Source organism: Sporacetigenium sp. TC11 (genome assembly GCF_058146105.1).
Window position 1 is genome coordinate 81,818 of sequence record NZ_JBYVNY010000011.1, and the last position, 22,701, is coordinate 104,518.

Here is a 22,701-nt window from a genome sequence, read left to right on the forward strand (position 1 = left end):
CACTCAAATATATTGTATATAATTAAAGCTTCAGTTAAACTGAAGCTACTATTGTATAAATAATTTTAATGCATAATAAACAAAAGGCGCGGTAAATATAACGCTATCAAATCTATCTAATATACCTCCATGGCCAGGTATTAATTTTCCATAGTCTTTTATTCCTATATATCTTTTTATTGAAGAAGCAAATAAATCCCCAACTTGTGCAACTACACTTCCTATACTTCCAATTATTATCATATGTACTAAATTCAAGTCAAATAAATATCCAAATACAACACAAGATATAGTGCTTCCTAGTATTCCACCTATACTTCCTTCTATAGTCTTTTTTGGACTCACTTGAGGTATTAACTTATGTTTGCCAAAGAAATACCCTGAAAAATAGGCACAGGTATCTGTCATAAAAGCTAAAATAAATATAAGCCAAACATATATTTTACCCAATTCAAAATTGTCTACGGTAAGTATTATGTGGTCTAAAAATACAGCTACGTATATAATTCCAAAATAAGTTATAACAAATTCAATTATATTACATCTTTTATATATCATAAATATTGCCCCTATTAAAAATAAGGCAAATGAAAATAATAATGTATATTCTATAGAAAATCTGAATATATTTTTCAAAAAAAGATATATCGTAAAAATATACCCTATAGATTCAATACTTCTCATATCCTTTAGCTTAAAAGCTTTATAAAATTCATTTAATCCTATAATAACTATTATAAATTCTATTACATAAAGAGGCATTCCACCGTATATCAAAAATAATAATAATGGTACTAAAGCTAATGCGGCAAGTGTTCTTACAAGCATAAATAATCTCCTTACTTAAGTCCTCCAAATCTTCTATCTCTGTTTTGATATGTATATATAGCTTTTCTAAGTTCTTCTTTTGTGAAATCAGGCCAATATACATCTGTGAAATAAAATTCAGAATAAGCCATTTCCCATAATAAGAAGTTACTTATTCTTTGTTCTCCACTAGTTCTTATTATTAAATCTGGATCTGGTATGGACTTTGTACTTAAATAATTTGCAATTAATTCTTCCCCTATATCCTCTATACCTATTTTACCATTTTTACAATCTTTTGCTATATCTATTATAGCATTTTTTATATCATTTCTACTTCCATAGTTTAAAGCTAAGTTTAAAGTTAATCCGCTATTATTTTTTGTAAATTCTATAGATTCATTTAGTGCATTTATAGCTTTTTGTGGAAGTTGTGATATGTCTCCTATTGTGTTTATTCTTACATTATTTTGGTGAAGTTCTCTTACTTCTTTAGATAAATATGTAACTAACAAGCCCATAAGCGCTTCAACTTCAACTTTTGGTCTTTTCCAATTTTCAGTTGAAAATGCATATAGTGTTAAATGTTTAACCCCCAATGTAGAACATTCCTTCACTACATCTCTTATAGCTTCAACTCCTGCTTTATGTCCTATTGTTCTTGGTAAAAACCTTTGCTTTGCCCATCTTCCATTTCCATCCATTATTATAGCTATATGATTTGGTATATTACTAAAATCTATGTTATATTTACTGTTGTTATTCATACTTTGGTCCTCCGATAAAATATTTTTCTGACTCCTATTATAAGGAGTCAGAAAAATATGTAACAATAAGTTCTAATTTATCGTCACATTCTTTTACATTGATTACTTTAGGAATTACCAATTTGTCTTTGTCCTTAAAACCTATTGTTTCTTTGACTTCGTATCTTATATTTTTAAAATCAAGTATAGACTTAACTTCATCTATATTAAGACCCAAAAGCTCATAGTAATTCTTCATTATACAGTCAATATATCCTTTTCTTTATTAGCTAACAATTCTTCAATTGTTTTTTCGAACTTCTTGATTGTTTTATCAACTTCATCTTGAGCTTTCTTTAAATCATCTTCAGTTATTTCACCGTCTTTTTGCATTTTCTTTAATTTATCATTAGCATCTCTTCTTTCATTTCTTAAAGCAACTTTAGCTTGCTCTGCCATTTTAGCAGCTTGTTTAACTAAGCCTTTTCTTCTTTCTTCTGTTAATGCAGGTATAGCTATTCTTATTACCTTACCATCATTTGTTGGATTTAATCCTAAATCAGATTCACCTATAGCTCTTTCTATATCTTTAAGAACACCCATGTCCCAAGGTTGTACCATTATTGTTCTTGCATCAGGAGATGATACTGCACCTACTTGATTTAATGGAGTAGGAGTTCCGTAATAATCTATTCTTACTTTATCTAATATTGCAGGGTTTGCTCTCCCTGTTCTAAGCGTAGAAAATTCACCTTTTAAAACCCCTATAGTTTTTTCCATTTTTTGTTCTAAATTCTTATGAACCTCTAATTTCATTGTTTACCCTCCTTTTTAAATTTATCTTACAACTGTTCCTATGTTTTTACCCATAACTGCATCTATTATATTTTCGGTACTTAATTCAAATACTCTTATAGGTATACTATTATCCATACATAAAGATGTAGCAGTTGAATCCATAACCTTTAATTCTTTTTGTAATACTTCTATATAGCTTAACTCGTCAAACTTTTTGGCATCTGGATGAACCTTAGGGTCTTTGTCATATACCGCGTCAACATTTTTAGCAAGTAGTATAACTTCCGCTTCCATTTCTGCAGCTCTAAGTGCAGCAGCTGTGTCAGTTGAGAAATATGGGTTCCCAGTTCCAGCTGCAAATATAACTACTCTTGCTTTTTCTAGATGTCTTACTGCTCTTCTTCTTATATATGGTTCAGCTATTTGTCTCATCTCTATAGCCGTTTGAACTCTAGTTAAAACATCCATATTTTCTAAAGCATCTTGTAGTGCTAATGCATTCATAACTGTAGCTAACATACCCATATAATCTGCAGTAGTTCTATCCATTCCTTCTGATGTTCTTCCTCTCCAGAAGTTTCCTCCACCAACTACTACAGCAACTTCAACACCTATTCCTTGTACTTTTTTTATACCCTCTGCTATTTCGTTGACTACATCGTTGTTTATACCGAATCCCTTATTTCCCGCTAAAGCTTCACCGCTTAACTTTAACAGTACTCTTTTATATACAGGTTTATCCATGAAAAATCCTCCAATCAGACATTTTTAAAAAAGAGAACACAAAGTGTTCTCTTTTTGGTTATTACTTAAGTTGCTTAGCAACTTCTTCTGCAAAGTTTTCTTGTTTCTTTTCTATACCTTCGCCAACTTCAAATCTTTCAACAGATACAACTTTTATTGAAGATCCAACTTTTTTAGCAGTATCTTCAACTAATTGCTTAACTGTAAAATCTGGATTTTTAACAAAAGTTTGTTCTAATAAGCAAACTTCTTTTAATTGTTTTTCTAATCTACCTTTTATCATTTTTTCAACTATTTCAGCTGGTTTTCCTTCATTTAAAGCTTGTTGCTTTAATATTTCAGCTTCATGAGCTATGTATTCTTGATCAACTTCATCTCTTGATACATATTTTGGATTCATAGCAGCAACTTGCATAGCTATATCTTTTCCTAAAGCTAATACATCAGCGTTTCCTAAAGCTTCAGTTTCTAACTCAACTAATACTCCTATTTTTCCTCCGCCATGTATATATCCAGCAACTTGGCCTTTTGAAGTTTCCATTTTTCTAAATCTTCTTATGTCTAATTTTTCTCCTATAGTAGCTATTCTATTTTGTAATACGTCAGCTAATGGAGCATTGTCATCTATATGTATTTCAGTTAATAATCCTTCTATATTTTCATGCTTAGTGTTTAAAGCTAAGTTAGCAGTATCTTTAACAAGTTTTTTGAAATCTTCATTTTTAGCAACGAAGTCAGTTTCTGAATTTACTTCTACTATAGCAGCTAGAGTATTGTCTTCATTCATAACTATGTCAACTAAACCTTCAGCAGCTATTCTATCAGATTTTTTAGCAGCTTTAGATAATCCTTTTTCTCTTAATATATCTATAGCTCTTTCCATATCGCCTTCAGCATCTTGTAAAGATTTTTTACAATCCATCATACCTGCGCCTGTTTTTTCTCTTAAATCTTTTACCATTGCAGCAGTTATATTAGCCATTAATAATTACCTCCCTTATATTATTAATGGTAAGGGAAATTATCCCTTACCATAATTATTAGCTATTACTCTTGTACTAATTCTTGCTCTTCTGCCATTTCTGCAATTGCTTGTCTACCTTCTATTATTGCAGTAGCCATAGCGCCAGTTATTAGCTTAACAGCTCTTATAGCATCATCATTACCTGGTATTGCATAATCTAATTCATCTGGATCACAGTTAGTATCTACTATACCTATTACTGGGATACCTAATCTATGAGCTTCTTGTATAGCTATATTTTCTTTTCTTGGATCTACAACGAATAAAGCTCCTGGTATTTCAGGCATGTCCTTTATACCGTCTAAGTATTTTTCTAGTTTTTCTTTTTCAGCTCTTAACTTTATAACTTCTTTCTTTGGAAGAACGTTGAATGTTCCATCTTCTTCCATTTTTTGTAAGTCTCTTAATTTCTTTATTCTTGTTTTTATAGTTGTATGGTTAGTTAACATTCCACCTAACCATCTTTCATTTACATAGTACATTCCGCATCTTTCAGCTTCTTCTCTTATAGCATCTTGAGCTTGTTTTTTAGTTCCAACAAATAGTATTGGCTTTCCAGTTTCAGCTATTTCTTTAGTGAATCTATAAGCTTCTTCTACTTTTTTAACAGTTTTTTGTAAATCTATGATGTATATTCCATTTCTCTCAGTGAATATATACTGAGCCATTTTAGGATTCCATCTTCTTGTTTGATGTCCGAAATGAACACCAGCTTCTAGTAATTGTTTCATTGATATTACTGCCATTTACTTAACCTCCTGGTTTTTACCTCCGGCTTGTTCATCTCCCTAAAAAACCACTTCAGGGCACCTTTTTAAGGATCTCAATGCCGTGTGTATTTTTAATTTTTTTAACCTATGCTAGTATATCACAGAGATTTTGAAAATACAACATGTTTTTACCTATTTTATACAAATCATTTACATTTTTTATTCCCTAAATAATTATTTCCTTAATGTATAAATGGTATTCATTTTTAACAATATATTTATATAGAAAACAACATAACTATTCATCACATTGTGCTATAATCTTATTTGGTTTTATAATATAAAATTAATTGAAAGGATATAACTATGTCACAAAAACTTAATTACAAAAGCACAATATTTTTTATATTTTTTAACATGGCTATAATAGGTTTTATAGAATGCATGAGAGGAGTTTTCGTAGAACAATTTAAGTCTTCATTTAATGTTACAGATTCTTATATTGGATTTATGTTTGCAATAGCTACATTAGGATATATAATATCAACTTATGTAGGCGGTATCCTTTGTTCTAAATTTGGACAAAGAAAAGTCTTTTTATATTCTATGTTAATAATGTCTATATCTTATATATTAACAGCACTTTCACCTAACTTTATGCTTTTTACTCTAGCTATATTTGTAACTAATATAGGTTCTGGACTTCAAGCTATATCAGTAAACTCTATTTCTCCTATACTATTTGTAGCTTATCAAACTATACTTATAAATTTAACACATTTTTTCTTTGGCCTTGGTGTTACATTAGGCCAACAATTTTCAGGAAAAATGGCTGAAAATAATATAAATTTTAAATATGTTTACATAGGGGCTTTTGTATTATTTCTTATTTCTTATTTAATATCTTTAAAACTTAAGTTTCCTGATGTATGTTTTGAAAAGGCAAATTTAAATCCTTTTTATGCTTTTAAAGATAAGCTTGTAATACTTTTCATCCTTGCACAAGGGTTTTATGTGTTTTCAGAGGTAGGATTTAGTAACTGGTTTGTAAACTTTGCCACAAATTCTTATAATTTTAACATATCTACTGCTACTTCTTATTTATCATTATTTTTCTTTATGTTTACATTTGGAAGACTTATTGGAGGGTTTGTAGTCACTAAATACGGTATAAAGGAAACAATGAGTTTTTCCTTAATATGCGCTACAATATTATTTGCAAGTGGATATTTATTAAAATCTAACTTTACAGTACTTATATCTATATCTGGTTTGTTTTTTTCAATAATTTTTCCTACTACTATAACTATGATAACTAAGGTGTTTGACAAAAATACATCTTATACTATGGGTGTAATACTTACCTATGTGTCTGTAGTTAATATGAGCTTCAATTATATAGTTGGGATATTTAACGATAATGTAGGTGTATATACTTCTTTTGCTTTAATCCCAATTGCATTAGTGTTATCTACTGTGTTTTATATTTCTATTTTTAGAATTGCTAGTAAAAGAGAAGTATTTTAAAATTCGCTATGCTCATATCGCCAACGGCCTTGAGAAACAGGCCCGTTGCTCAAAGTTCGCTTTACTCAAAAAGCCTCGAAAGAGGCTTTTATATATTATTATTTTATAAAGGAGTTCATTTGTTCATAGTTCATCATTCCAAGTTGACTCCCCTTCACAATCCCTTCTTCATCTATAGCATAAGATATTGGTAGTGATATATGAGCATTATATTTTAATGCAGTCCTACCGTTAATATCCAATACAATAGGATAATCAACATTATTTTCTTCTAAAAACTTACTTACTGTATTTATATCTTCTCCTACATCTATTCCTATAACTACTAAATCTTCTTCATTTTCTTTATATACCTTATTTAAATCAGGCATTTCTTTAACACAATAAGGACACCATGTAGCCCAAAAGTTCAACAATACTTTTTTTCCTTTAAAATCTGATAACGTTACGTCTTTTCCATTTATATCTGTAAGTGTAAAATCTGGTGCAGATTTTCCTACTTCCACTACATCAACTTTTTTATCGTTACTACTTTCGTTTATCTCTTTATTTATATTATTTTCAGTATTACTAACTTCTTTATTGTTTTTGGCTAAATACACATACCCCAGAGTAATTACTATTAATATTAATAATATAGATATAATTTTTCTAACCATTTCATACCTCCTATATAAATAATCTACTTATTATAGACAACTTATTAAAAAACACTAATATTCCAAATAGTATAAGTACAATTGCTCCTATTTTATTTATGTATACTACAGATTTTTCATACTTTAGAATAAACTCGCTAAATCTACTTATTAAAATAGCAGTTATAATAAAAGGTATACCCATACCTATAGAGTATATAAACAATAAATATAATCCTTTGTACAAAGTAGCAGTTGTTGATACATATAAAAGTATTGATCCAAGTATAGCTCCTGCACAAGGAGTCCATCCTGCTCCAAATGCCATACCCATAAGAAAAGCTCCTGTAATTTTAGTTGGCTCTTTACTAATTTTAAAGTTTATACTTCTTATATTTAATTTAATAGCCCCTAGCATATTGAGTCCAAATAGTATTATAACAATACCTGATAATTTATAAAGTAGGTTTCTATATTTCACAAAAATACTTCCTATAGCGCTAAATGACAATCCCAGCATCATAAATACTATAGTAAATCCCAATACAAATACTAATGTTCTAATAATTGCTAATACTTTTTTATTTCTTAATTCTTCTTCTAAACTAACTCCAGTTATATATGTAATATAGGCAGGTATCATAGGTAGTATACAAGGTGAGAAGAAAGATAAAAATCCAGCTCCAAGAGCCAAAGCTATCGTAACATCCATTATGGTCATCTCCTTATAATCATTTATATCATTATATTACATTATGTTAAAGAAAAAAACTCATGAACTAAATAGTTCATGAGTTTTTGCTTAATTATCAGAGTTGTTCAATAACATTTTCAGGCGTACTTTTATTGGAACTTTGTCTACAGTGTTATCACTTATTATATCAGTTATTCCAAGTAATTCTTTATCTTTTCCATAGTATTTCATATATCCTAATACATCGCCCTCTTTAACCGGATAATTTATTTCATTTATTTTAATTTCAGAAGTTATTATTTCATCTTTACCTTTTATAGTCCATAATTCATCCCTAGTTTTTAATATAACTTCTAGTTCATCTAATCCTTTTATATATCTTTTTCCTATTAATTCATTTTTATCTTCTAGTTTATATGTTTCAAAATTATTTCTTCCATATTTCAACATAGCTGTAGACGCAGCCATTCTTGCTTCTTTTTTAGTAGCACCTAATGTAACACCTATCAATCTAAAGCTTTTTCCATCATTATTATCGTCAGGAACATTCATAGAAAAACATAAACAATATCCTGCATTTCCTGTGTAACCAGTTTTTATACCATCTACATCAGGATAAATTCTAAGTAATGCATTTGTATTGTTTCTTACAAATCCTCTTTCGGCATTTGAATAAGTGTTCATATCTGTTATTGATACAACTTCTTTTTCGTGGTGATCCATCATATATTTCCCAAGAATAGCTATATCTCTAACTGTAGATATATTTTCTTTTGGAGGTTTTGCTGGCTCACTTAAATCATAAATTGGAAGTCCATTAGTGTTTATAAAATGTGTATTTTTCATACCTATCTCTCTTGCTTTTTTGTTCATTAATTTTACAAATGAATCTACATCTCCTGATATATGTTGAGCTATTGCAACTGCAGCATCATTTCCTGACACTATCATAAGTCCTTTCATAAGATCTAGAAGTTTTACCTCTTCATTTACCTTTAGCTTATAACTTGAACCTCCAACTGAAGCTGCTTTTTTATCTATTTTTACAATATCATCAGGTTTTACCTTTCCAGATTTTATAGATTCTATTGCTACTAAAAAAGTCATCATCTTGCTCAAACTAGCTAATGGTCTTTTTTCATCTGGATTTTTTGAATGTAATATTCTACCAGTTTCTTGATCTATTAAGATAGATGCTTTACTATATTTATCTATTGTTTCCTCATCTTTTGCGTATGAGGAAAATGGTGTTACTAATGTAAAAATCAGAACTAAAGTTATTATACTTTTAAGCTTATTTTTCATGATTTTTCACCTTCTCTGTCGTTAATTTTTTTATATAATAATTTTTTCCTATTAATGGCCAATATACTCTAGTAATTATTTACTAAATATTATCTAGACATTTTTTTAATTAACACAGAAGCCCAAGAAGCAACCATTGTAACACCCAAAAATATTTCTAATATAACTAATACTCGACCAGCTATACTTATAGGAACGATATCTCCGTATCCTACAGTTGCAAATGTAACTACGCTAAAATACCATAACTTTATATAAATCGATATTATTTCATCAATGTTATATGTAAATAATTTATTTATGTCTAAATTTACTATTTCATTTAATGTTGACTCTACTCCAACAAACATATATAAAAGTGCAAATATACTAACTATAAAAAATGATATAATAAATACACTCAGTGGTTTTTCTCCATATCCTATTATATATCTAGATGTTAGATCAAATATCTTAACTCTTATATATTCTCCTCTGTCTTCGAAATCATTTGCCTTTATTATTTTTCCACCGTAATATCTTTCCTTATAATAATAAATTCCCATTCTATCATGATCTCCAAGTGTATTGGCTTGAAGTCTAGCTATTCTATACGCATTTCTACCATTTAGATACTGATTTTTATCGTATTTTACATACTGAATAATAAATTTGGTAACGGTTGAAAATTCTATACCATCTAATTTTGGCATATTTTCTATATTTTTTATTACTAAGTTTTGCCCTTTGAAACTTGTTTTTTGAAAAGGCATATAATTTAAATTTATCTTATTAAATTTTGTTTTATAATAAACACAATTTCCATCAAATAATACTCCTTTAAATGAAACAATATCATTAAATACAGTGTTGTCAAAATATACATCTCCAATAAACTTATAGTTATCAAAATAAGCTTTTTCATTAAATACAGCTTCTGAAAAATCGTATATTATATCTTCATTATTAATTTCATCACTACTATCTAAATCCATTATAAAATCTTCTTCAAATATAAATCCTCTAAAATCAAAAACATATTTATCATTTTCTAATCTTGTTATATTCATATCATTTTCTAAAAAATTCTTTATTTCTCTAACCATTATTTTATTTTCGTTTTCAGTTTTATTAGTTTTGTGAAATAAACAGTATCCTGAATTATCATAAGACTTTCTATTACATTTTATATTATCATCTGTTGATGAAATCCATGTACAAGTCATTTATAAACCTCCAAATATAAAACTTCATATGATTTAGTATTATCAGTTAGTATATTTGTAATTCATTTAAATATATAAAGAAAAACACTTGAAAGATTCAAGTGTTTTGTTAAAATATATTTAATTTATATAAAGCGTAATAACCAATAGATATTAATACTAAAAACCCTATACTTGAAATTTTATAAAGTCTTTTTCTTTGTAATTTTCTTATTTTTCTTCTTTTTTTCATTCTGCTTAAACTCACTTTAACAACCTCTTCATCTATAACGATGTTTTCACTTTCTTTATCTTCTTCATACATACATTTAGCTATATCTACTATCAGATGTTGAATATCATTATATCTTTCTTTCCTTGACCTTTTTGTAAGTTTTTTTATTATATTTATAACTTCATCAGGGATATCATTTAATTCTAATTCATTCCATATTATCCCTTTATTAATAAACATCAATAAATTCTCCATATTATTTTCGCTATAATAAGGTCGCTTCTTAAATATAAGTTCGTAAAACAATACTCCTAGGGAATATATATCACTTGATTTTTCTGTATGACCTATACTAATTTGTTCAGGAGAAAGATAATCTATTTGCCCCACAGTTTTTTGTATATTATTTTTAAATACATTACTATTTGAAGTCATAATTCCAAAATTATTTATTTTTATAACACCTTTTTCATCTAATAGTATATTATGAGGTTGTAAATCTCCATGTATTATATTATACCTATGAGCTATATCTATACCATGGCATATTTGTTTCATTATACTTAGTGTTAAATTCATATCTACTTCTTTTAATTGTAAGATTTTATCTAAACTTTCACCTTCTATATACTCCATAGCTATATAATAATGTTTGTTATCTTCAACATAACAAGTTCCTACATCATATATCTTCGTTATATATGTGCAATCAATATCGTTTAATACTGTTGCTTCATCTATTAAATTTGCTATGAAATTTTCGTTGTCTATTATCCCATCTTTAATAATTTTAAGTGCAACTACATTTGATTTTTCAATATCTTTTGCTTTATATACTGTAGATCTTCTTCCTTCACTTATTAATTCCAATACTTTGTATCTATCTGCTAAGTATGACAATTTATGCTACCTCCAACGTGTTCATGTGATACAAAGTTCTACATTTTTATCTAAAATCCTTTATTTATATAAAAAAACTTTCCTATTTGGAAAGCTTTTTTATAATCTCTAGTGAAGGTTGATTTAATATACCTACAACCATTTTAGCTATTTTCATATTTTCATGTAATATTTGTTTGTTTTTATAATCTAAATCTTTATAATAAAGTGGAATAGGTTTTTTCCCTATTATATTTCTTAGATAATTTTTTATTTTTATATTTATAGATTTATTTCTTTCTTCTTTTGCTATATTTAAGGCTTGTTCTAAGTCTTGTAGTAACTTTTCGAATTTTTCATGTGTCTTTTTTGTATCTTCATAATATCTATAATATTTTTCCTTCATATTTCGTGAAGTTTTAATCTCAGATTTTAGTTCAGAACATATATTTTTTAAGATTTTTTCATCAGTATTATCATCTATTTTATACTTATCAATTTTATTTTCAAAATTTAAATATTCTTCTTCCTCGCATGTTATTGCAAATTCTAAATTAGGTTTGGTTATTGTACTTTTCATTTTGCCAAGGTCTTTTGTCCTTATTACTATTTCTTCTCTTTGAACAGTTGGAAGTTCTATATTTACCTTTTGTATTGTTGAGTATAAATCTATGAATCTAGATAATTCCAAATAAAATCCTTTTTCCTTTAGCTCTATAACTTTTAAATGTATATCATTTATACACTGGATTACATCTTTATATTCTTCAATACTGCTATTATATTCCTTTTTATAATCTTTAGTTGGAAAAACCATTTTTCTTAACGCTTCTTCTAACCATATCAATATTTGTTTTTTTATTTCTTCTCCATATTTGCCTGCATGATTAGCTAAACCATCAATATACTTTGCCATTTCAGCCCTTACTACATCTTTATCTCCAAATTTAATTGATAATGCATCTAGTCTCTTTGTTAATAATTTCTTAGATGTATCTACCAAAGAGTCTATCACATTGTTTTTTATATTAAATCCCAAATATATCCCCTACCTTAATGAATAATTATTAATACCTAACAATTCTATCATAAAAGAATTTATATTTATATAAATAAAATACACCAATTATAATTTTCTTTTTAATATAAAAAACTCGTTGAAGATTCAACGAGTTTATATATTAAAATTCTGCATTTTTTGGAGTTCTTGGGAATGGTATAACGTCTCTTATATTAGACATACCAGTCATATACATTAATATTCTTTCAAAGCCTAAACCAAATCCTGAATGTGTAGCAGTACCATATTTTCTTAATTCTAAGTACCACCAATAATCTTCTCTTTTAAGACCCATTTCTTCTATTCTTGCCTCTAAGTTTTCTAATCTTTCTTCTCTTTGGCTACCACCTACTATTTCTCCTACTCCTGGAACTAATAAATCCATAGCTCTAACAGTTTTTCCATCTTCGTTAAGTCTCATATAGAATGATTTTATATCCTTTGGATAATCAGTAACGAAAACTGGTCTTTTATATATTTCTTCTGCTAAATATCTTTCATGTTCAGTTTGTAAGTCACATCCCCATTCAACTGGATAATCAAATTCCTTACCTGAGTTCTTTAATAACTCTATAGCTTCAGTATAAGTTACTCTGCCGAAATCTGCGTTTACTATGTTGTCTAATCTTTCTAATAAACCTTTATCTATTAATTCGTTAAAGAATGCCATCTCTTCTGGTGCATTTTCTAAAACATAATTTATTATATATTTTATCATATCTTCTGCTAATTCCATGTTGTCTTCTAAGTCTGCAAATGCAATTTCAGGTTCTATCATCCAGAATTCAGATGCATGTCTTGCAGTGTTAGAGTTTTCTGCTCTAAATGTTGGTCCAAATGTATATATATTTCTAAATGCCAATGCCATTATTTCGCCTTCTAGCTGACCACTAACTGTTAGATTAGCTTCTTTACCAAAGAAATCATCTTTATAATCTATAGCTCCACCTTCAGTTTTAGGTATATCATGTAAGTCTAGTGTAGTTACTTTAAACATTTCTCCTGCACCTTCGCAGTCACTTCCAGTTATTATTGGACTATGAGCATATACAAATCCTCTGTCTTGGAAGAATCTATGTATAGCATAAGCTGCCAATGATCTTACTCTAAATACAGCTGAGAACGTATTACTTCTTGGTCTTAAGTGAGCTATAGTTCTTAAATATTCAAGACTATGTCTTTTCTTTTGAAGAGGATATGTACTATCAGATAATCCTTCTACCACTACATTTTTAGCATGTATTTCTACAGGATGTTTAGCTGTTGGTGTTTCAACAACTTCACCTTCAATATGTATAGACGAACTTATAGGTAATTTTTCTATTTCCTTGAAATTTTCTAATTTTTCATCAAATACGATTTGAATGTTTTTGAAAAAACTTCCATCATTTAATTCTATGAAGCCAAAGTTTTTAGAACTTCTAGAAGTTCTTATCCACCCAGCTATTTTTACTGTTTGTCCTACATGATCTTGAGAATTTCTGTATAATTCTCTTATTGTTAAAAATTCTTTTTGCATATTAAATCCTCCTTAGTATTTTTGTACAATATCCTTATAATTAAAAAAAGCCCTTCATCCCTATAAAAGGGACGAAAGGCTATATTCTCTCGCGGTACCACCCAAATTGTCGTATACACGACCAACTCATTAAGCACATATATGCTCTTTGTCTATAACGGGACAATGCCGTCTAAGTCTACTCTCCAAAGTGGATTTCGGTTAGAAGCTCCAAGATGTTCTTCAATATAGACCTCGTACTAGGATTTCACCATCCCCAGCTCTCTAAAACTACATTCTATATCTACTCTTCTTTTCATCGCTTATAATTATTATTATCATTATGTTATTATTTCTTATTTTAAGAAAATTATAACAGTATAAAATTACCAAGTCAACATATTTTCTAAACTTTGTGTGAATTTCTTACATATAAAAGACTTTTACATTATTATCCTAAGTTTTTATGTGCAATACTCATCATAAGCCTTATTCTATTAAGTTGATTTACTTTTGTTTCACTAGGATCATAATCTATAGAGGATATATTTATGTATGGGTAATCTTCTTTAAGTTTCTTAAAAATTCCTTTTGATACAACATGACCTGGTAAACATCCAAAAGGTTGCATACTTAATATATTTTTTATGTCATTTTTTACATAGTCAACTATTTCGCCAGTCACTATCCATCCATCTCCAATTTGATTTCCTAGAGATATGTAGTTTTGTGCAGATTTTGCTAACTCATATCCCATTGGGGCCTTAAAAAATCTTTTACTTTGTTTTAATGACTTTTGCATATCTTTTCTTAAAAATTCTAGAAGACCCACAGCTATATTAGATGTGTTCAATCCTATAAGACTAGGACATATATTTTCATGTTCTAATTTTCCTCCATACCCACAATATAATAAAAAGCTCATAAAATCTGGTGCTATAACCTCTGCTCCTTCTTGTTCTAAAAGAGCTATTATATTGTTATTAGAAAAATCATTAAACTTTATATATATATCTCCTGTAAGCCCAACCTTTGGTTTTATTACATCTTCATATATAGGTAATTTATCAAAATCATTTACTATATTGTATATATTTTTTTTATATTCACCTACATTATTGCTTTTCAAAGATTTTTTACACTTTTCTACCCAATTTTCATATAGTTTATTTGCTGAATTTTTTTCTTTTTCATAAGGTCTAGTTTTAAGTAATACCTTGGTTAATAAATCTCCATATACTATTGACTGGCCTATTTTATATAAAAGATTTGGACTTAACCTAAGTTTTGGACTATTCTTATCTTTTTCAATTGACAATGGTATAACAGGTATATTTTCTAATCCTTGTTCCTTAAATATACCTCTTAGTATATCTGTCATATTACTTGCAATACATGGTCCGTTGGTTTTTACCATAAGAATTGCAATTTTATTAAGGTCATATTTATTTGACTTTATAGCTTTCATTACCTGACCTATAACTATTATAAATGGATAACACAAATCATTATTTGCATACTTTAATCCTTCTTTTATAGCATCTTCATCACCATTTTTTAAAAGTTCTGCCTTGTATCCAGAGTTTTCAAATGCAGATTCCATAAAATTTAAGTGTATATCACTTACTTGTGGTATTAATAGTGTGTAAGAATCTTTTATATTTACATTATTATTTATAACATATTCATTTTGATTTACAGATATATAATCTTCTTTATTACTATAAGTATTTCTTAATTCTCTTTCTTTTATTGAAGACACTAATGAACGTATCCTTATTTTAGCTGACCCTAAATTATTTATTTGGTCAATTTTTATTAAAGAATGTATTTTATTTTTTGATTTTAATATCTTCTCTATTATATCAGTTGATACTGCATCTGTTGTACATCCAAAGGAAGTAAGTTGTATAATATCTAAATTTGGATTTTCACAAACTACATTTGCTGCATTGTAAAGCCTTGAATGATAGATCCATTGATTTGATATATCTATATTTCCCTTTGACAAATGAGCTATACTATCTTCAGTTAGAACAGCAAATCCCAGAGAATTTATAAGATTTGGTATTCCATGATTAATTTCAGGGTCTAGATGATATGGTTTTCCAGCTAAAACTATCCCCCTTATATTCTTATCTTTAAGGTATGCAATTGTCTTTTTACCCTCATTTTCTATGTCAAATTTGTATCTATATAATTCTTCATAGGCTTTATCTACAGCTATTTTCGTTTCCTTTAATGATATATTCTCATCTTTTAAAACCTCTAACAGTCTATAAGCTAATTTACTTTTATGTTCCAATGATAAATAAGGATTATAAAACTTTATATTTTTATCTTTTATCTTATCAATATTTAAGTTTATATTTTCCGTATAAGATATAACTATTGGGCAATTGTATACATGGTTTTTAGATTTGTTTTCTTTAACATTATAATATATAGCAGGATAAAAAATCTTACCTACACCTTTGTTTATTAAATCTATTACATGACCATGAGTTAATTTTGCAGGATAACAAATAGATTCTGATGGTATAGTATCTATTCCCATTTCATAAATTTCTTTAGAAGATGGAGAAGATAATACAACCTTATATTTAAGAGTTGTAAATAATGTATGCCAAAATGGATAGTCATCGTAAATATTAAGTACTCTCGGTATACCTATAACACCTCTTATAGCTTCATCATCGCTTAAGGCTTTGTATGAAAACAATCTTTCTAATTTATATTCATATAAATTAGGCAATTCTATTTTATTATCTACCTTAGTAGTTTTTTCGCATCTATTTCCACTTACAAAGTTTTTGCCATTTTCAAATTTGCTTATTGTCAACAAACAATTATTTGTACACATACTACATCGTTTATTTATAGTACTATATTTAAAATTATCAGCAGCATATTCATTTATAAGGGTAGTATTTATATTTCTACTTTCATACTTTAAGTTGTATTTTTCCTTTGCTATAATTGCACATCCAAATGCTCCCATTATTCCTGATATATCAGGTTTTATAACTTCTTTATTTAACTCTAATTCCAAAGATCTTAAAACAGCATCATTATAGAAAGTTCCACCTTGAACTACTATATTTTCACCTAAATTAGATGCATCCCTTAGTTTTATCACTTTATACAGTGCATTTTTTACTACTGATAGACATATACCTGCTGCTATATCACCTATATCAAACCCTTGTTTTTGAGCTTGCTTTACACTTGAATTCATAAATACTGTACATCTAGTTCCTAAATTAACAGGAGACTTTGATTTTACTGCATAAGATATAAATTCTGATAAATCAATGTTTAATGAATTAGCAAATGTCTCTATAAATGACCCACATCCAGATGAACAAGCTTCATTTAACATAATAGAATTTATAACTCCATTATCTATTTTTAAACATTTCATGTCTTGTCCACCTATATCCAAAATACAATCCACATTTGGTAGAAAGAATTTTGATGCTTTATAGTGTGCTACTGTTTCTACTTCTCCAACATCTACACCTAATGCATTTTTTATAAGGCCTTCTCCATAACCAGTTACACATGAATGGGCTATTTTTATATCTTTATTTATATTTGAGTACATATTTTTTAATCCATTTACAACTGACTCTAGTGGAGTTCCATTATTATTACAATAATAAGAATAAATTAGTTCACCCTGTTCACTTATAAGAGCTAGTTTTGTAGTTGTAGATCCAGCATCTATGCCTAAATAAGCTTCTCCTTTATATGAATTTATATCTATTCTTTTTACTTTGTTTAAGCTATGTCTTTTTTTAAATCTCATATAATCATTTTCATCTAAAAACAATGGTTTTGATGAAGTTTCATTAAAATATACCTTGAGATACAATTTTTTTATATTGTCATAAAGTATATCACTTTTAAATGGTTTATTATCTATAGAACTTAAAGCTGCTCCTAATGCAACAAAATATTGAGAATTTGGTGGTACAATTATTTCATTTTCTTTAAGATTTAAAGTTTCTACAAACCTAGTTCTAAGTTCTTCTATAAAATAAAGAGGCCCACCTAAAAATGCAACTTTTCCCTTTATAGGTTTCCCCTGTGCAAGTGCTGTAATAGTTTGATTTACTACTCCTTGAAGTATAGATGCAGCTATATCTTCTTTTGATATTCCCTCATTTAAAAGTGATTGAACGTCAGTCTTTGCAAATACTCCACAACGAGATGCTATTGGATGTATAGTTTTATGTTTTTTTGCAAGGTTCCCTATTCCTTCCCCATCAGTTCTAAGTAATGACGCCATTTGATCTATATATGACCCAGTTCCTCCAGCACAAGCTCCGTTCATTCTTTGATCTATTGTAGATCCAAAGTATGTTATCTTTCCATCTTCCCCACCTAATTCTATAGCAACATCCGTTTGCGGTATGTACTCTTGTACTGAATTTGTACAAGCTATAACTTCTTGAATAAAAGGAACTTTTAGGTCATCTGCTATGTCTATTGCTCCTGATCCAGTCATACTTATAGTTATTTCTCTTCCCTTAATTATATCTTTTACTTCATCTAAGATATTAATTAAAGTACTCTTTATATCAGACAAATGTCTCTTATAAACCTTATATACTATATCTTTATTTTTATCTAATATAACTATCTTGACTGTTGTGGACCCTATATCTAAACCTATGTTTAATAATCTATTCATAGGTACCACCTCCGTAAATTTTATTATAATTACCTATTATTAACAATTTTGAGGTTATTTAACTCTGATATGTAAAATTTTTACTATTATAGTTTAAAAAACATTAAAGTAGTAATACTAAAATTGTAGGAGGTTTTGTATGAGTAGATTAATTTTTATTTTTATAATAGCATTTTCTATATTTATAGGAGCGTTTAGAGAAGATGAACACCACGGTCACTTTACAAATGAAATAGATAAATCGGAAAATATAAAAATCTCAGGTGATATTTTAAGAGAAAGTATATTCAATTATATAAGTTGTTTAGATGCAGGACTTGATATAATAGATAATTCTATGCCTGTAATGGGAGGGCTGAAGAATTTTACTTATGAAAAAACTTATAATAAGGTAATGAAAAATCGAGAATTTATAAGTCACATTGTTGAAGATGGAGAAAATTTAGACGACATCATAAAAAAATATAATACTGACATAGATGATATAGATGATTTTAGAAAAGTTATAAAAGAAAAAAACAAAACTAAAGTATCAGATACTTACAATATACAATCTGGAGAAGAATTATTAATACCATCAGAAAAATAAGCCTTGTATGAATAAAGGCTTATTTTTTATATATACATACTATTCCATCATGTTCTTTTATATTTAAAACACTGTCTTTATACTCAACCTCAAAATTTGCATATGCAGAATGAAGGTCTATATTTGCAAGTAAATGAACTGTCATATAATGACTTTGTTTACTTAATCTAAGGATAACACCTCTTACCCAATTAAATTGGATTCTAGATGTAATTCCAAAATCATTATTCCCTAGATCTATATCTAAGGGTCTATTTTTTATATCTACAAATATATCAGCATCTAATTCATCTTCTCTTATTATCCTAGTTTCAAAATCACAATTTAAAGTTAAATTTCCTATATTAAGCATATCTTCCTCCAATATTATCCTATGATTAATTAGTATAAGCCAATTATACACTTTCTATTTAATTCTAAATACTATAGATTTGTAAATTAATTTTTTTGGAAATAATATACATAGTGTTATAATATAGGTGAAATCTTTATATATGGAGGAAAATTTATGAATAGTACACTTTTAAATATAGAACCTAAATCTGTTTTTAATTATTTTGAGGAAATTTCTTCAATTCCAAGATGTTCTAAAAGTGAAAAAGCTATAAGCGATTATTTATATAACTTTGGTAAAAACTTAGGCCTTGAAACAATACAAGATGAAGCTTTAAATATAATAATAAAAAAACCAGCAACTAACGGTTATGAAAATGCACCTACAGTTATACTCCAAGGGCATATGGATATGGTATGTGAAAAAAACAGAGAAACAATACATGATTTTGAAAAAGATAATCTAAAACTTAGAATACAAGATGATATGATTTATGCAACAGGAACTACACTCGGAGCTGACAACGGTATAGCGGTTGCTTACTCTATGGCTATACTTGGGTCAAATAATATAGAACATCCACCACTTGAAGTATTAATTACTGTAGATGAAGAAGCAGGTATGAATGGAGCCAAGGCATTAGATGGGAATTTGTTATCTGGCAAATATATGTTAAACTTAGATTCCGATGAAGAAGATGTATTACTAGTAAGCTGTGCTGGTGGTATTAGGGCAAATTTAAGTTTACCAATAAATTACATAACTGCTGATAAATCTTTAAATGCATACTCTGTAAATATAAAAGGTTTACAAGGTGGACATTCTGGTTCTGATATAGATAAAGGAAGAGGAAATTCAAACAAATTACTTGGAAGGGTTTTACATGTATTAAATGATGATATAGATTTTGATTTAGTTTGTATAAGCGGTGGCTCTAAGGACAATGCAATACCAAGAGAAGCTGAAGCTATCATTCTAACTAATGACAACTGTAATTTACAAGAAGTTGTAAAAAAAATGCATTTGGCTATATCTAATGAATTAAAATCTTCAGATCCTAACTTTGAATTATCAATAGATAAAATAGAAAATAATTTTCAAAATGTATTTGATGATATTACTAAGCAAAAAGTTATTATGCTAATTGATTTAATTCCTAATGGTGTTCAAACAATGAGTACGGATATAAAAGACTTAGTTGAAAGCTCAACTAACCTAGGGGTTATACAAACTGATCAGAATAATATAATATTTAGAAATGCTGTAAGAAGTTCAGTAGAAAGCCTGAAGGTCGAAATAACTAATAGAATTAGTTCTTTAGCATATGCACTTCATGCTAACCTTGTTCTTGAAGGAGATTATCCTGGATGGGCTTATAATAAGGATTCTAAATTGAGAGACATATGTGTAGATGTTTATAAAAATATTTATAAAAAAAATCCTATAGTTACTGCTATACATGCAGGTCTTGAATGTGGTTTATTAAAAGAAAAATTGGAATATGTAGATATAATATCTTTTGGCCCTAATATGTATGATTGCCATACTCCAAATGAACATTTAAGTATCTCATCTACTCAAAAAACATGGAATTATATCATTGAAATATTAAAGTCTATTAAATAAGAAATATATATAATACCTCAAAATATATTAAAGTAATTATGTGTTTTAAACTTTATTTATTTCTAAAATATGATTATAAACTTTAGATTATTAATTTTAGAGTTTATTAGTATGTTATAAATGCAAAAAAGTGTATATCTATTCTTTAAAATAGTATATAATAATCCTATAAATATAAACAAATACAAAGAGGTGATTATAATGTGCATGCATGAGAGCGTTACTCTGTGTCCAACTGTTACTACTTTTTTAGGATTAGATAATAGATATACATTAGCTTGTTCATGTTGTAAAAAAGATATTCTTTTAGAAGGTACAATTAAAGAAATATCTACTATTTTATCATCTAATCAATATAAATTAATTCAAGGTAACTACCTAATATCTAGAATGAACGAATTATATATTTAATATATATAAAGGCTTTGGTTAATCCAAAGCCTTTTTGTTTTAAGTATTTAATTTAAATTAATTTTATTCATATAACATCTTTATTCTATACATATAATATTTTTCTTCACGTATCATATGATTTGGAATTAAAGATTTTAATGTTCCCGATCCAAGAACATTACAGCCTTCTCTTAAAACTTCTACACTTTCAAGGTAGGAAATGAATTTATCTATCTCTTTTTCAACTTCTTTATTTAGATATAATAAAGATCCATTTTCTACACCTGTTCTTTCAAATATCTTGTACATTTCATAAGATTTTATAAACAATTCACGGAATCTCTTTGAAAATTTATCCCCTATATAGATAAATTCAGTCTCAACTGCATCTAAATCAGAAGCCATAGCTGAAGCATGGCCAGACGCATCTGGTAACCATGTCTTATGTAGTCTAATATTTTCTAATGCCTTATTATAAGGTGTAGTTCCTTGAATTATACACAAAACTCTATAATACTCCATAGCTTCATTTATCATATGATTTAAAAATGTAGGTGTTAGAGATAATCCTATATTACATTTTATCAACATTGTCAGCATCTCTCTTTTAAAATCAACAAATTGTTGAAGTGCAATAATATTCTTTGGAATTAAACTAAGAGCCTCTTTATTTGACATGTCATCTGGTAAATTTCTCGCTTCTTCATGTAAGTTTGCAAATAAATCCATAAAATATTTAGCCTTTTGAATATATTTATATTCATTTGGTGCTAAGCTAGTATATTGAAATTCGCCGTGATCTCTCATTATTCTAGTCCAAAATTCTATTTCTTTTTTTATATTAAACATATAATACCTCCTACATTTTTCAATATCAGTGTATTATATGTTTAATATAAAATATTGTGCTCAAAAATTCGCTATGCTCATATCGCCAACGACCTTGAGAAGATGGTCCGTTGCTCAAAAAAGACTACCGAAAACGGTAGCCTCTTTTTGTATTAAATTCTATTGAATAATTGGGGTCAATTATGCGTTAGCCTTAACTTCACCTAACATTTTTGGAAGATCTGCTTTAGCATCCCCACTTATTAATTGTAGGTTAAATACATCTTGTAATACTTTTAATACTCCTGGTGATATGAATTTTGGAGCTGATGGTCCAACATACATGTTCTTAACACCTAAGCTGAATAATCCTAATAGTATTG

General features: G+C 28.0%; 21 protein-coding genes, 1 pseudogene and 1 other annotated feature. Of the genes and pseudogenes, 4 read left to right on the forward strand and 18 right to left on the reverse strand.

Annotated elements, in window-relative coordinates; genetic code table 11:
* Positions 1–48: 48 nt before the first annotated feature.
* The 7 genes from ACUSRV_RS14175 to rpsB form a co-directional block, all read right to left on the reverse strand.
* Positions 49–828, reverse strand: coding sequence for a phosphatidate cytidylyltransferase (locus ACUSRV_RS14175; RefSeq protein ID WP_490142618.1), 780 nt, complete (start codon positions 826–828; stop codon positions 49–51).
* An 11-nt stretch (positions 829–839) separates the two neighbouring features.
* Entirely contained in the window at positions 840–1,574 is a 735-nt protein-coding gene (uppS, locus tag ACUSRV_RS14180; protein WP_490142619.1) for an undecaprenyl pyrophosphate synthase, read from the reverse strand.
* A gap of 37 nt (positions 1,575–1,611) precedes the next feature.
* Complete coding sequence (locus ACUSRV_RS14185; RefSeq protein ID WP_490142620.1) at positions 1,612–1,812, reverse strand: hypothetical protein; 201 nt, start codon at positions 1,810–1,812, stop codon at positions 1,612–1,614.
* Positions 1,812–2,369 carry a ribosome recycling factor gene (frr, locus tag ACUSRV_RS14190; RefSeq protein ID WP_490142621.1) on the reverse strand — a complete coding sequence of 186 codons (558 nt, stop codon included), beginning with the start codon at positions 2,367–2,369 and terminating at the stop codon, positions 1,812–1,814. The genes ACUSRV_RS14185 and frr overlap by 1 nt, the downstream gene beginning before the upstream one ends.
* A gap of 21 nt (positions 2,370–2,390) precedes the next feature.
* A complete protein-coding gene (pyrH, locus tag ACUSRV_RS14195; RefSeq protein WP_490142622.1) occupies positions 2,391–3,095 on the reverse strand; it encodes a UMP kinase in 705 nt (234 codons plus the stop codon).
* Positions 3,096–3,156: 61 nt separating this feature from the next.
* Entirely contained in the window at positions 3,157–4,077 is a 921-nt protein-coding gene (tsf, locus tag ACUSRV_RS14200) for a translation elongation factor Ts (RefSeq protein WP_490142623.1), read from the reverse strand.
* A gap of 65 nt (positions 4,078–4,142) precedes the next feature.
* The gene (rpsB, locus tag ACUSRV_RS14205) at positions 4,143–4,865 is read right to left on the reverse strand and encodes a 30S ribosomal protein S2 (protein ID WP_490142624.1); all 723 of its coding nucleotides are present in this window, start codon (positions 4,863–4,865) and stop codon (positions 4,143–4,145) included.
* Between the two features lie 330 nt (positions 4,866–5,195).
* Between rpsB and ACUSRV_RS14210 the strand changes: the two genes are divergently transcribed.
* Positions 5,196–6,356, forward strand: coding sequence for an MFS transporter (locus tag ACUSRV_RS14210; RefSeq protein ID WP_490142625.1), 1,161 nt, complete (start codon positions 5,196–5,198; stop codon positions 6,354–6,356).
* 98 nt (positions 6,357–6,454) lie between these two features.
* Here ACUSRV_RS14210 and ACUSRV_RS14215 read toward each other — a convergent pair whose 3' ends face one another.
* The 8 genes from ACUSRV_RS14215 to ACUSRV_RS14250 form a co-directional block, all read right to left on the reverse strand.
* Complete coding sequence (locus ACUSRV_RS14215) at positions 6,455–7,015, reverse strand: TlpA family protein disulfide reductase (RefSeq protein WP_490142626.1); 561 nt, start codon at positions 7,013–7,015, stop codon at positions 6,455–6,457.
* A gap of 10 nt (positions 7,016–7,025) precedes the next feature.
* Complete coding sequence (locus ACUSRV_RS14220) at positions 7,026–7,706, reverse strand: cytochrome c biogenesis CcdA family protein (RefSeq protein WP_490142627.1); 681 nt, start codon at positions 7,704–7,706, stop codon at positions 7,026–7,028.
* A gap of 90 nt (positions 7,707–7,796) precedes the next feature.
* The gene (locus ACUSRV_RS14225) at positions 7,797–8,993 is read right to left on the reverse strand and encodes a D-alanyl-D-alanine carboxypeptidase family protein (protein ID WP_490142628.1); all 1,197 of its coding nucleotides are present in this window, start codon (positions 8,991–8,993) and stop codon (positions 7,797–7,799) included.
* Positions 8,994–9,082: 89 nt separating this feature from the next.
* A complete protein-coding gene (locus tag ACUSRV_RS14230) occupies positions 9,083–10,198 on the reverse strand; it encodes a potassium channel family protein (protein ID WP_490142629.1) in 1,116 nt (371 codons plus the stop codon).
* Between the two features lie 109 nt (positions 10,199–10,307).
* The gene (locus ACUSRV_RS14235; protein ID WP_490142630.1) at positions 10,308–11,312 is read right to left on the reverse strand and encodes a serine/threonine-protein kinase; all 1,005 of its coding nucleotides are present in this window, start codon (positions 11,310–11,312) and stop codon (positions 10,308–10,310) included.
* 82 nt (positions 11,313–11,394) lie between these two features.
* A complete protein-coding gene (locus ACUSRV_RS14240; protein WP_490142631.1) occupies positions 11,395–12,330 on the reverse strand; it encodes a hypothetical protein in 936 nt (311 codons plus the stop codon).
* A gap of 142 nt (positions 12,331–12,472) precedes the next feature.
* Positions 12,473–13,870: an asparagine--tRNA ligase gene (gene asnS / locus ACUSRV_RS14245; protein ID WP_490142632.1), complete on the reverse strand. Its 1,398-nt coding sequence runs from the start codon at positions 13,868–13,870 to the stop codon at positions 12,473–12,475.
* A 64-nt stretch (positions 13,871–13,934) separates the two neighbouring features.
* Positions 13,935–14,178, reverse strand: a binding site (T-box leader).
* Between the two features lie 122 nt (positions 14,179–14,300).
* Positions 14,301–18,548: an acyl-CoA dehydratase activase-related protein gene (locus ACUSRV_RS14250; protein WP_490142633.1), complete on the reverse strand. Its 4,248-nt coding sequence runs from the start codon at positions 18,546–18,548 to the stop codon at positions 14,301–14,303.
* 139 nt (positions 18,549–18,687) lie between these two features.
* On the opposite strand from ACUSRV_RS14250, the gene ACUSRV_RS14255 reads away from it, so the two are divergent.
* Complete coding sequence (locus tag ACUSRV_RS14255; protein ID WP_490142634.1) at positions 18,688–19,137, forward strand: hypothetical protein; 450 nt, start codon at positions 18,688–18,690, stop codon at positions 19,135–19,137.
* A gap of 19 nt (positions 19,138–19,156) precedes the next feature.
* On the opposite strand, the gene ACUSRV_RS14260 is transcribed toward ACUSRV_RS14255, so the two are convergent.
* A complete protein-coding gene (locus ACUSRV_RS14260; RefSeq protein ID WP_490142635.1) occupies positions 19,157–19,489 on the reverse strand; it encodes a hypothetical protein in 333 nt (110 codons plus the stop codon).
* Between the two features lie 156 nt (positions 19,490–19,645).
* Here ACUSRV_RS14260 and ACUSRV_RS14265 point away from each other — a divergent pair, with 156 nt between their 5' ends.
* Both ACUSRV_RS14265 and ACUSRV_RS14270 read left to right on the forward strand, forming a co-directional pair.
* Positions 19,646–21,097: an aminoacyl-histidine dipeptidase gene (locus ACUSRV_RS14265; RefSeq protein WP_490142636.1), complete on the forward strand. Its 1,452-nt coding sequence runs from the start codon at positions 19,646–19,648 to the stop codon at positions 21,095–21,097.
* Positions 21,098–21,298: 201 nt separating this feature from the next.
* Complete coding sequence (locus ACUSRV_RS14270; protein WP_490142637.1) at positions 21,299–21,508, forward strand: hypothetical protein; 210 nt, start codon at positions 21,299–21,301, stop codon at positions 21,506–21,508.
* A gap of 63 nt (positions 21,509–21,571) precedes the next feature.
* Here the strand turns inward: ACUSRV_RS14270 and ACUSRV_RS14275 are convergent, their stop codons facing one another.
* Entirely contained in the window at positions 21,572–22,339 is a 768-nt protein-coding gene (locus ACUSRV_RS14275) for a DUF2935 domain-containing protein (RefSeq protein WP_490142638.1), read from the reverse strand.
* A gap of 180 nt (positions 22,340–22,519) precedes the next feature.
* Positions 22,520–22,701, reverse strand: a pseudogene (locus ACUSRV_RS14280) (hydroxylamine reductase); the annotation flags it as partial.

What these genes read in the sequence shown, in the direction of transcription:
- ACUSRV_RS14175 (WP_490142618.1), bottom strand. Translation starts at nt 828, where the DNA reads ATGCTTGTAAGAACACTTGCCGCATTAGCTTTAGTACCATTATTATTA.
- uppS (WP_490142619.1), bottom strand. Translation starts at nt 1,574, where the DNA reads ATGAATAACAACAGTAAATATAACATAGATTTTAGTAATATACCAAAT.
- ACUSRV_RS14185 (WP_490142620.1), bottom strand. Translation starts at nt 1,812, where the DNA reads ATGAAGAATTACTATGAGCTTTTGGGTCTTAATATAGATGAAGTTAAG.
- frr (WP_490142621.1), bottom strand. Translation starts at nt 2,369, where the DNA reads ATGAAATTAGAGGTTCATAAGAATTTAGAACAAAAAATGGAAAAAACT.
- pyrH (WP_490142622.1), bottom strand. Translation starts at nt 3,095, where the DNA reads ATGGATAAACCTGTATATAAAAGAGTACTGTTAAAGTTAAGCGGTGAA.
- tsf (WP_490142623.1), bottom strand. Translation starts at nt 4,077, where the DNA reads ATGGCTAATATAACTGCTGCAATGGTAAAAGATTTAAGAGAAAAAACA.
- rpsB (WP_490142624.1), bottom strand. Translation starts at nt 4,865, where the DNA reads ATGGCAGTAATATCAATGAAACAATTACTAGAAGCTGGTGTTCATTTC.
- ACUSRV_RS14210 (WP_490142625.1), top strand. Translation starts at nt 5,196, where the DNA reads ATGTCACAAAAACTTAATTACAAAAGCACAATATTTTTTATATTTTTT.
- ACUSRV_RS14215 (WP_490142626.1), bottom strand. Translation starts at nt 7,015, where the DNA reads ATGGTTAGAAAAATTATATCTATATTATTAATATTAATAGTAATTACT.
- ACUSRV_RS14220 (WP_490142627.1), bottom strand. Translation starts at nt 7,706, where the DNA reads ATGGATGTTACGATAGCTTTGGCTCTTGGAGCTGGATTTTTATCTTTC.
- ACUSRV_RS14225 (WP_490142628.1), bottom strand. Translation starts at nt 8,993, where the DNA reads ATGAAAAATAAGCTTAAAAGTATAATAACTTTAGTTCTGATTTTTACA.
- ACUSRV_RS14230 (WP_490142629.1), bottom strand. Translation starts at nt 10,198, where the DNA reads ATGACTTGTACATGGATTTCATCAACAGATGATAATATAAAATGTAAT.
- asnS (WP_490142632.1), bottom strand. Translation starts at nt 13,870, where the DNA reads ATGCAAAAAGAATTTTTAACAATAAGAGAATTATACAGAAATTCTCAA.
- ACUSRV_RS14250 (WP_490142633.1), bottom strand. Translation starts at nt 18,548, where the DNA reads ATGAATAGATTATTAAACATAGGTTTAGATATAGGGTCCACAACAGTC.
- ACUSRV_RS14255 (WP_490142634.1), top strand. Translation starts at nt 18,688, where the DNA reads ATGAGTAGATTAATTTTTATTTTTATAATAGCATTTTCTATATTTATA.
- ACUSRV_RS14260 (WP_490142635.1), bottom strand. Translation starts at nt 19,489, where the DNA reads ATGCTTAATATAGGAAATTTAACTTTAAATTGTGATTTTGAAACTAGG.
- ACUSRV_RS14265 (WP_490142636.1), top strand. Translation starts at nt 19,646, where the DNA reads ATGAATAGTACACTTTTAAATATAGAACCTAAATCTGTTTTTAATTAT.
- ACUSRV_RS14270 (WP_490142637.1), top strand. Translation starts at nt 21,299, where the DNA reads ATGTGCATGCATGAGAGCGTTACTCTGTGTCCAACTGTTACTACTTTT.
- ACUSRV_RS14275 (WP_490142638.1), bottom strand. Translation starts at nt 22,339, where the DNA reads ATGTTTAATATAAAAAAAGAAATAGAATTTTGGACTAGAATAATGAGA.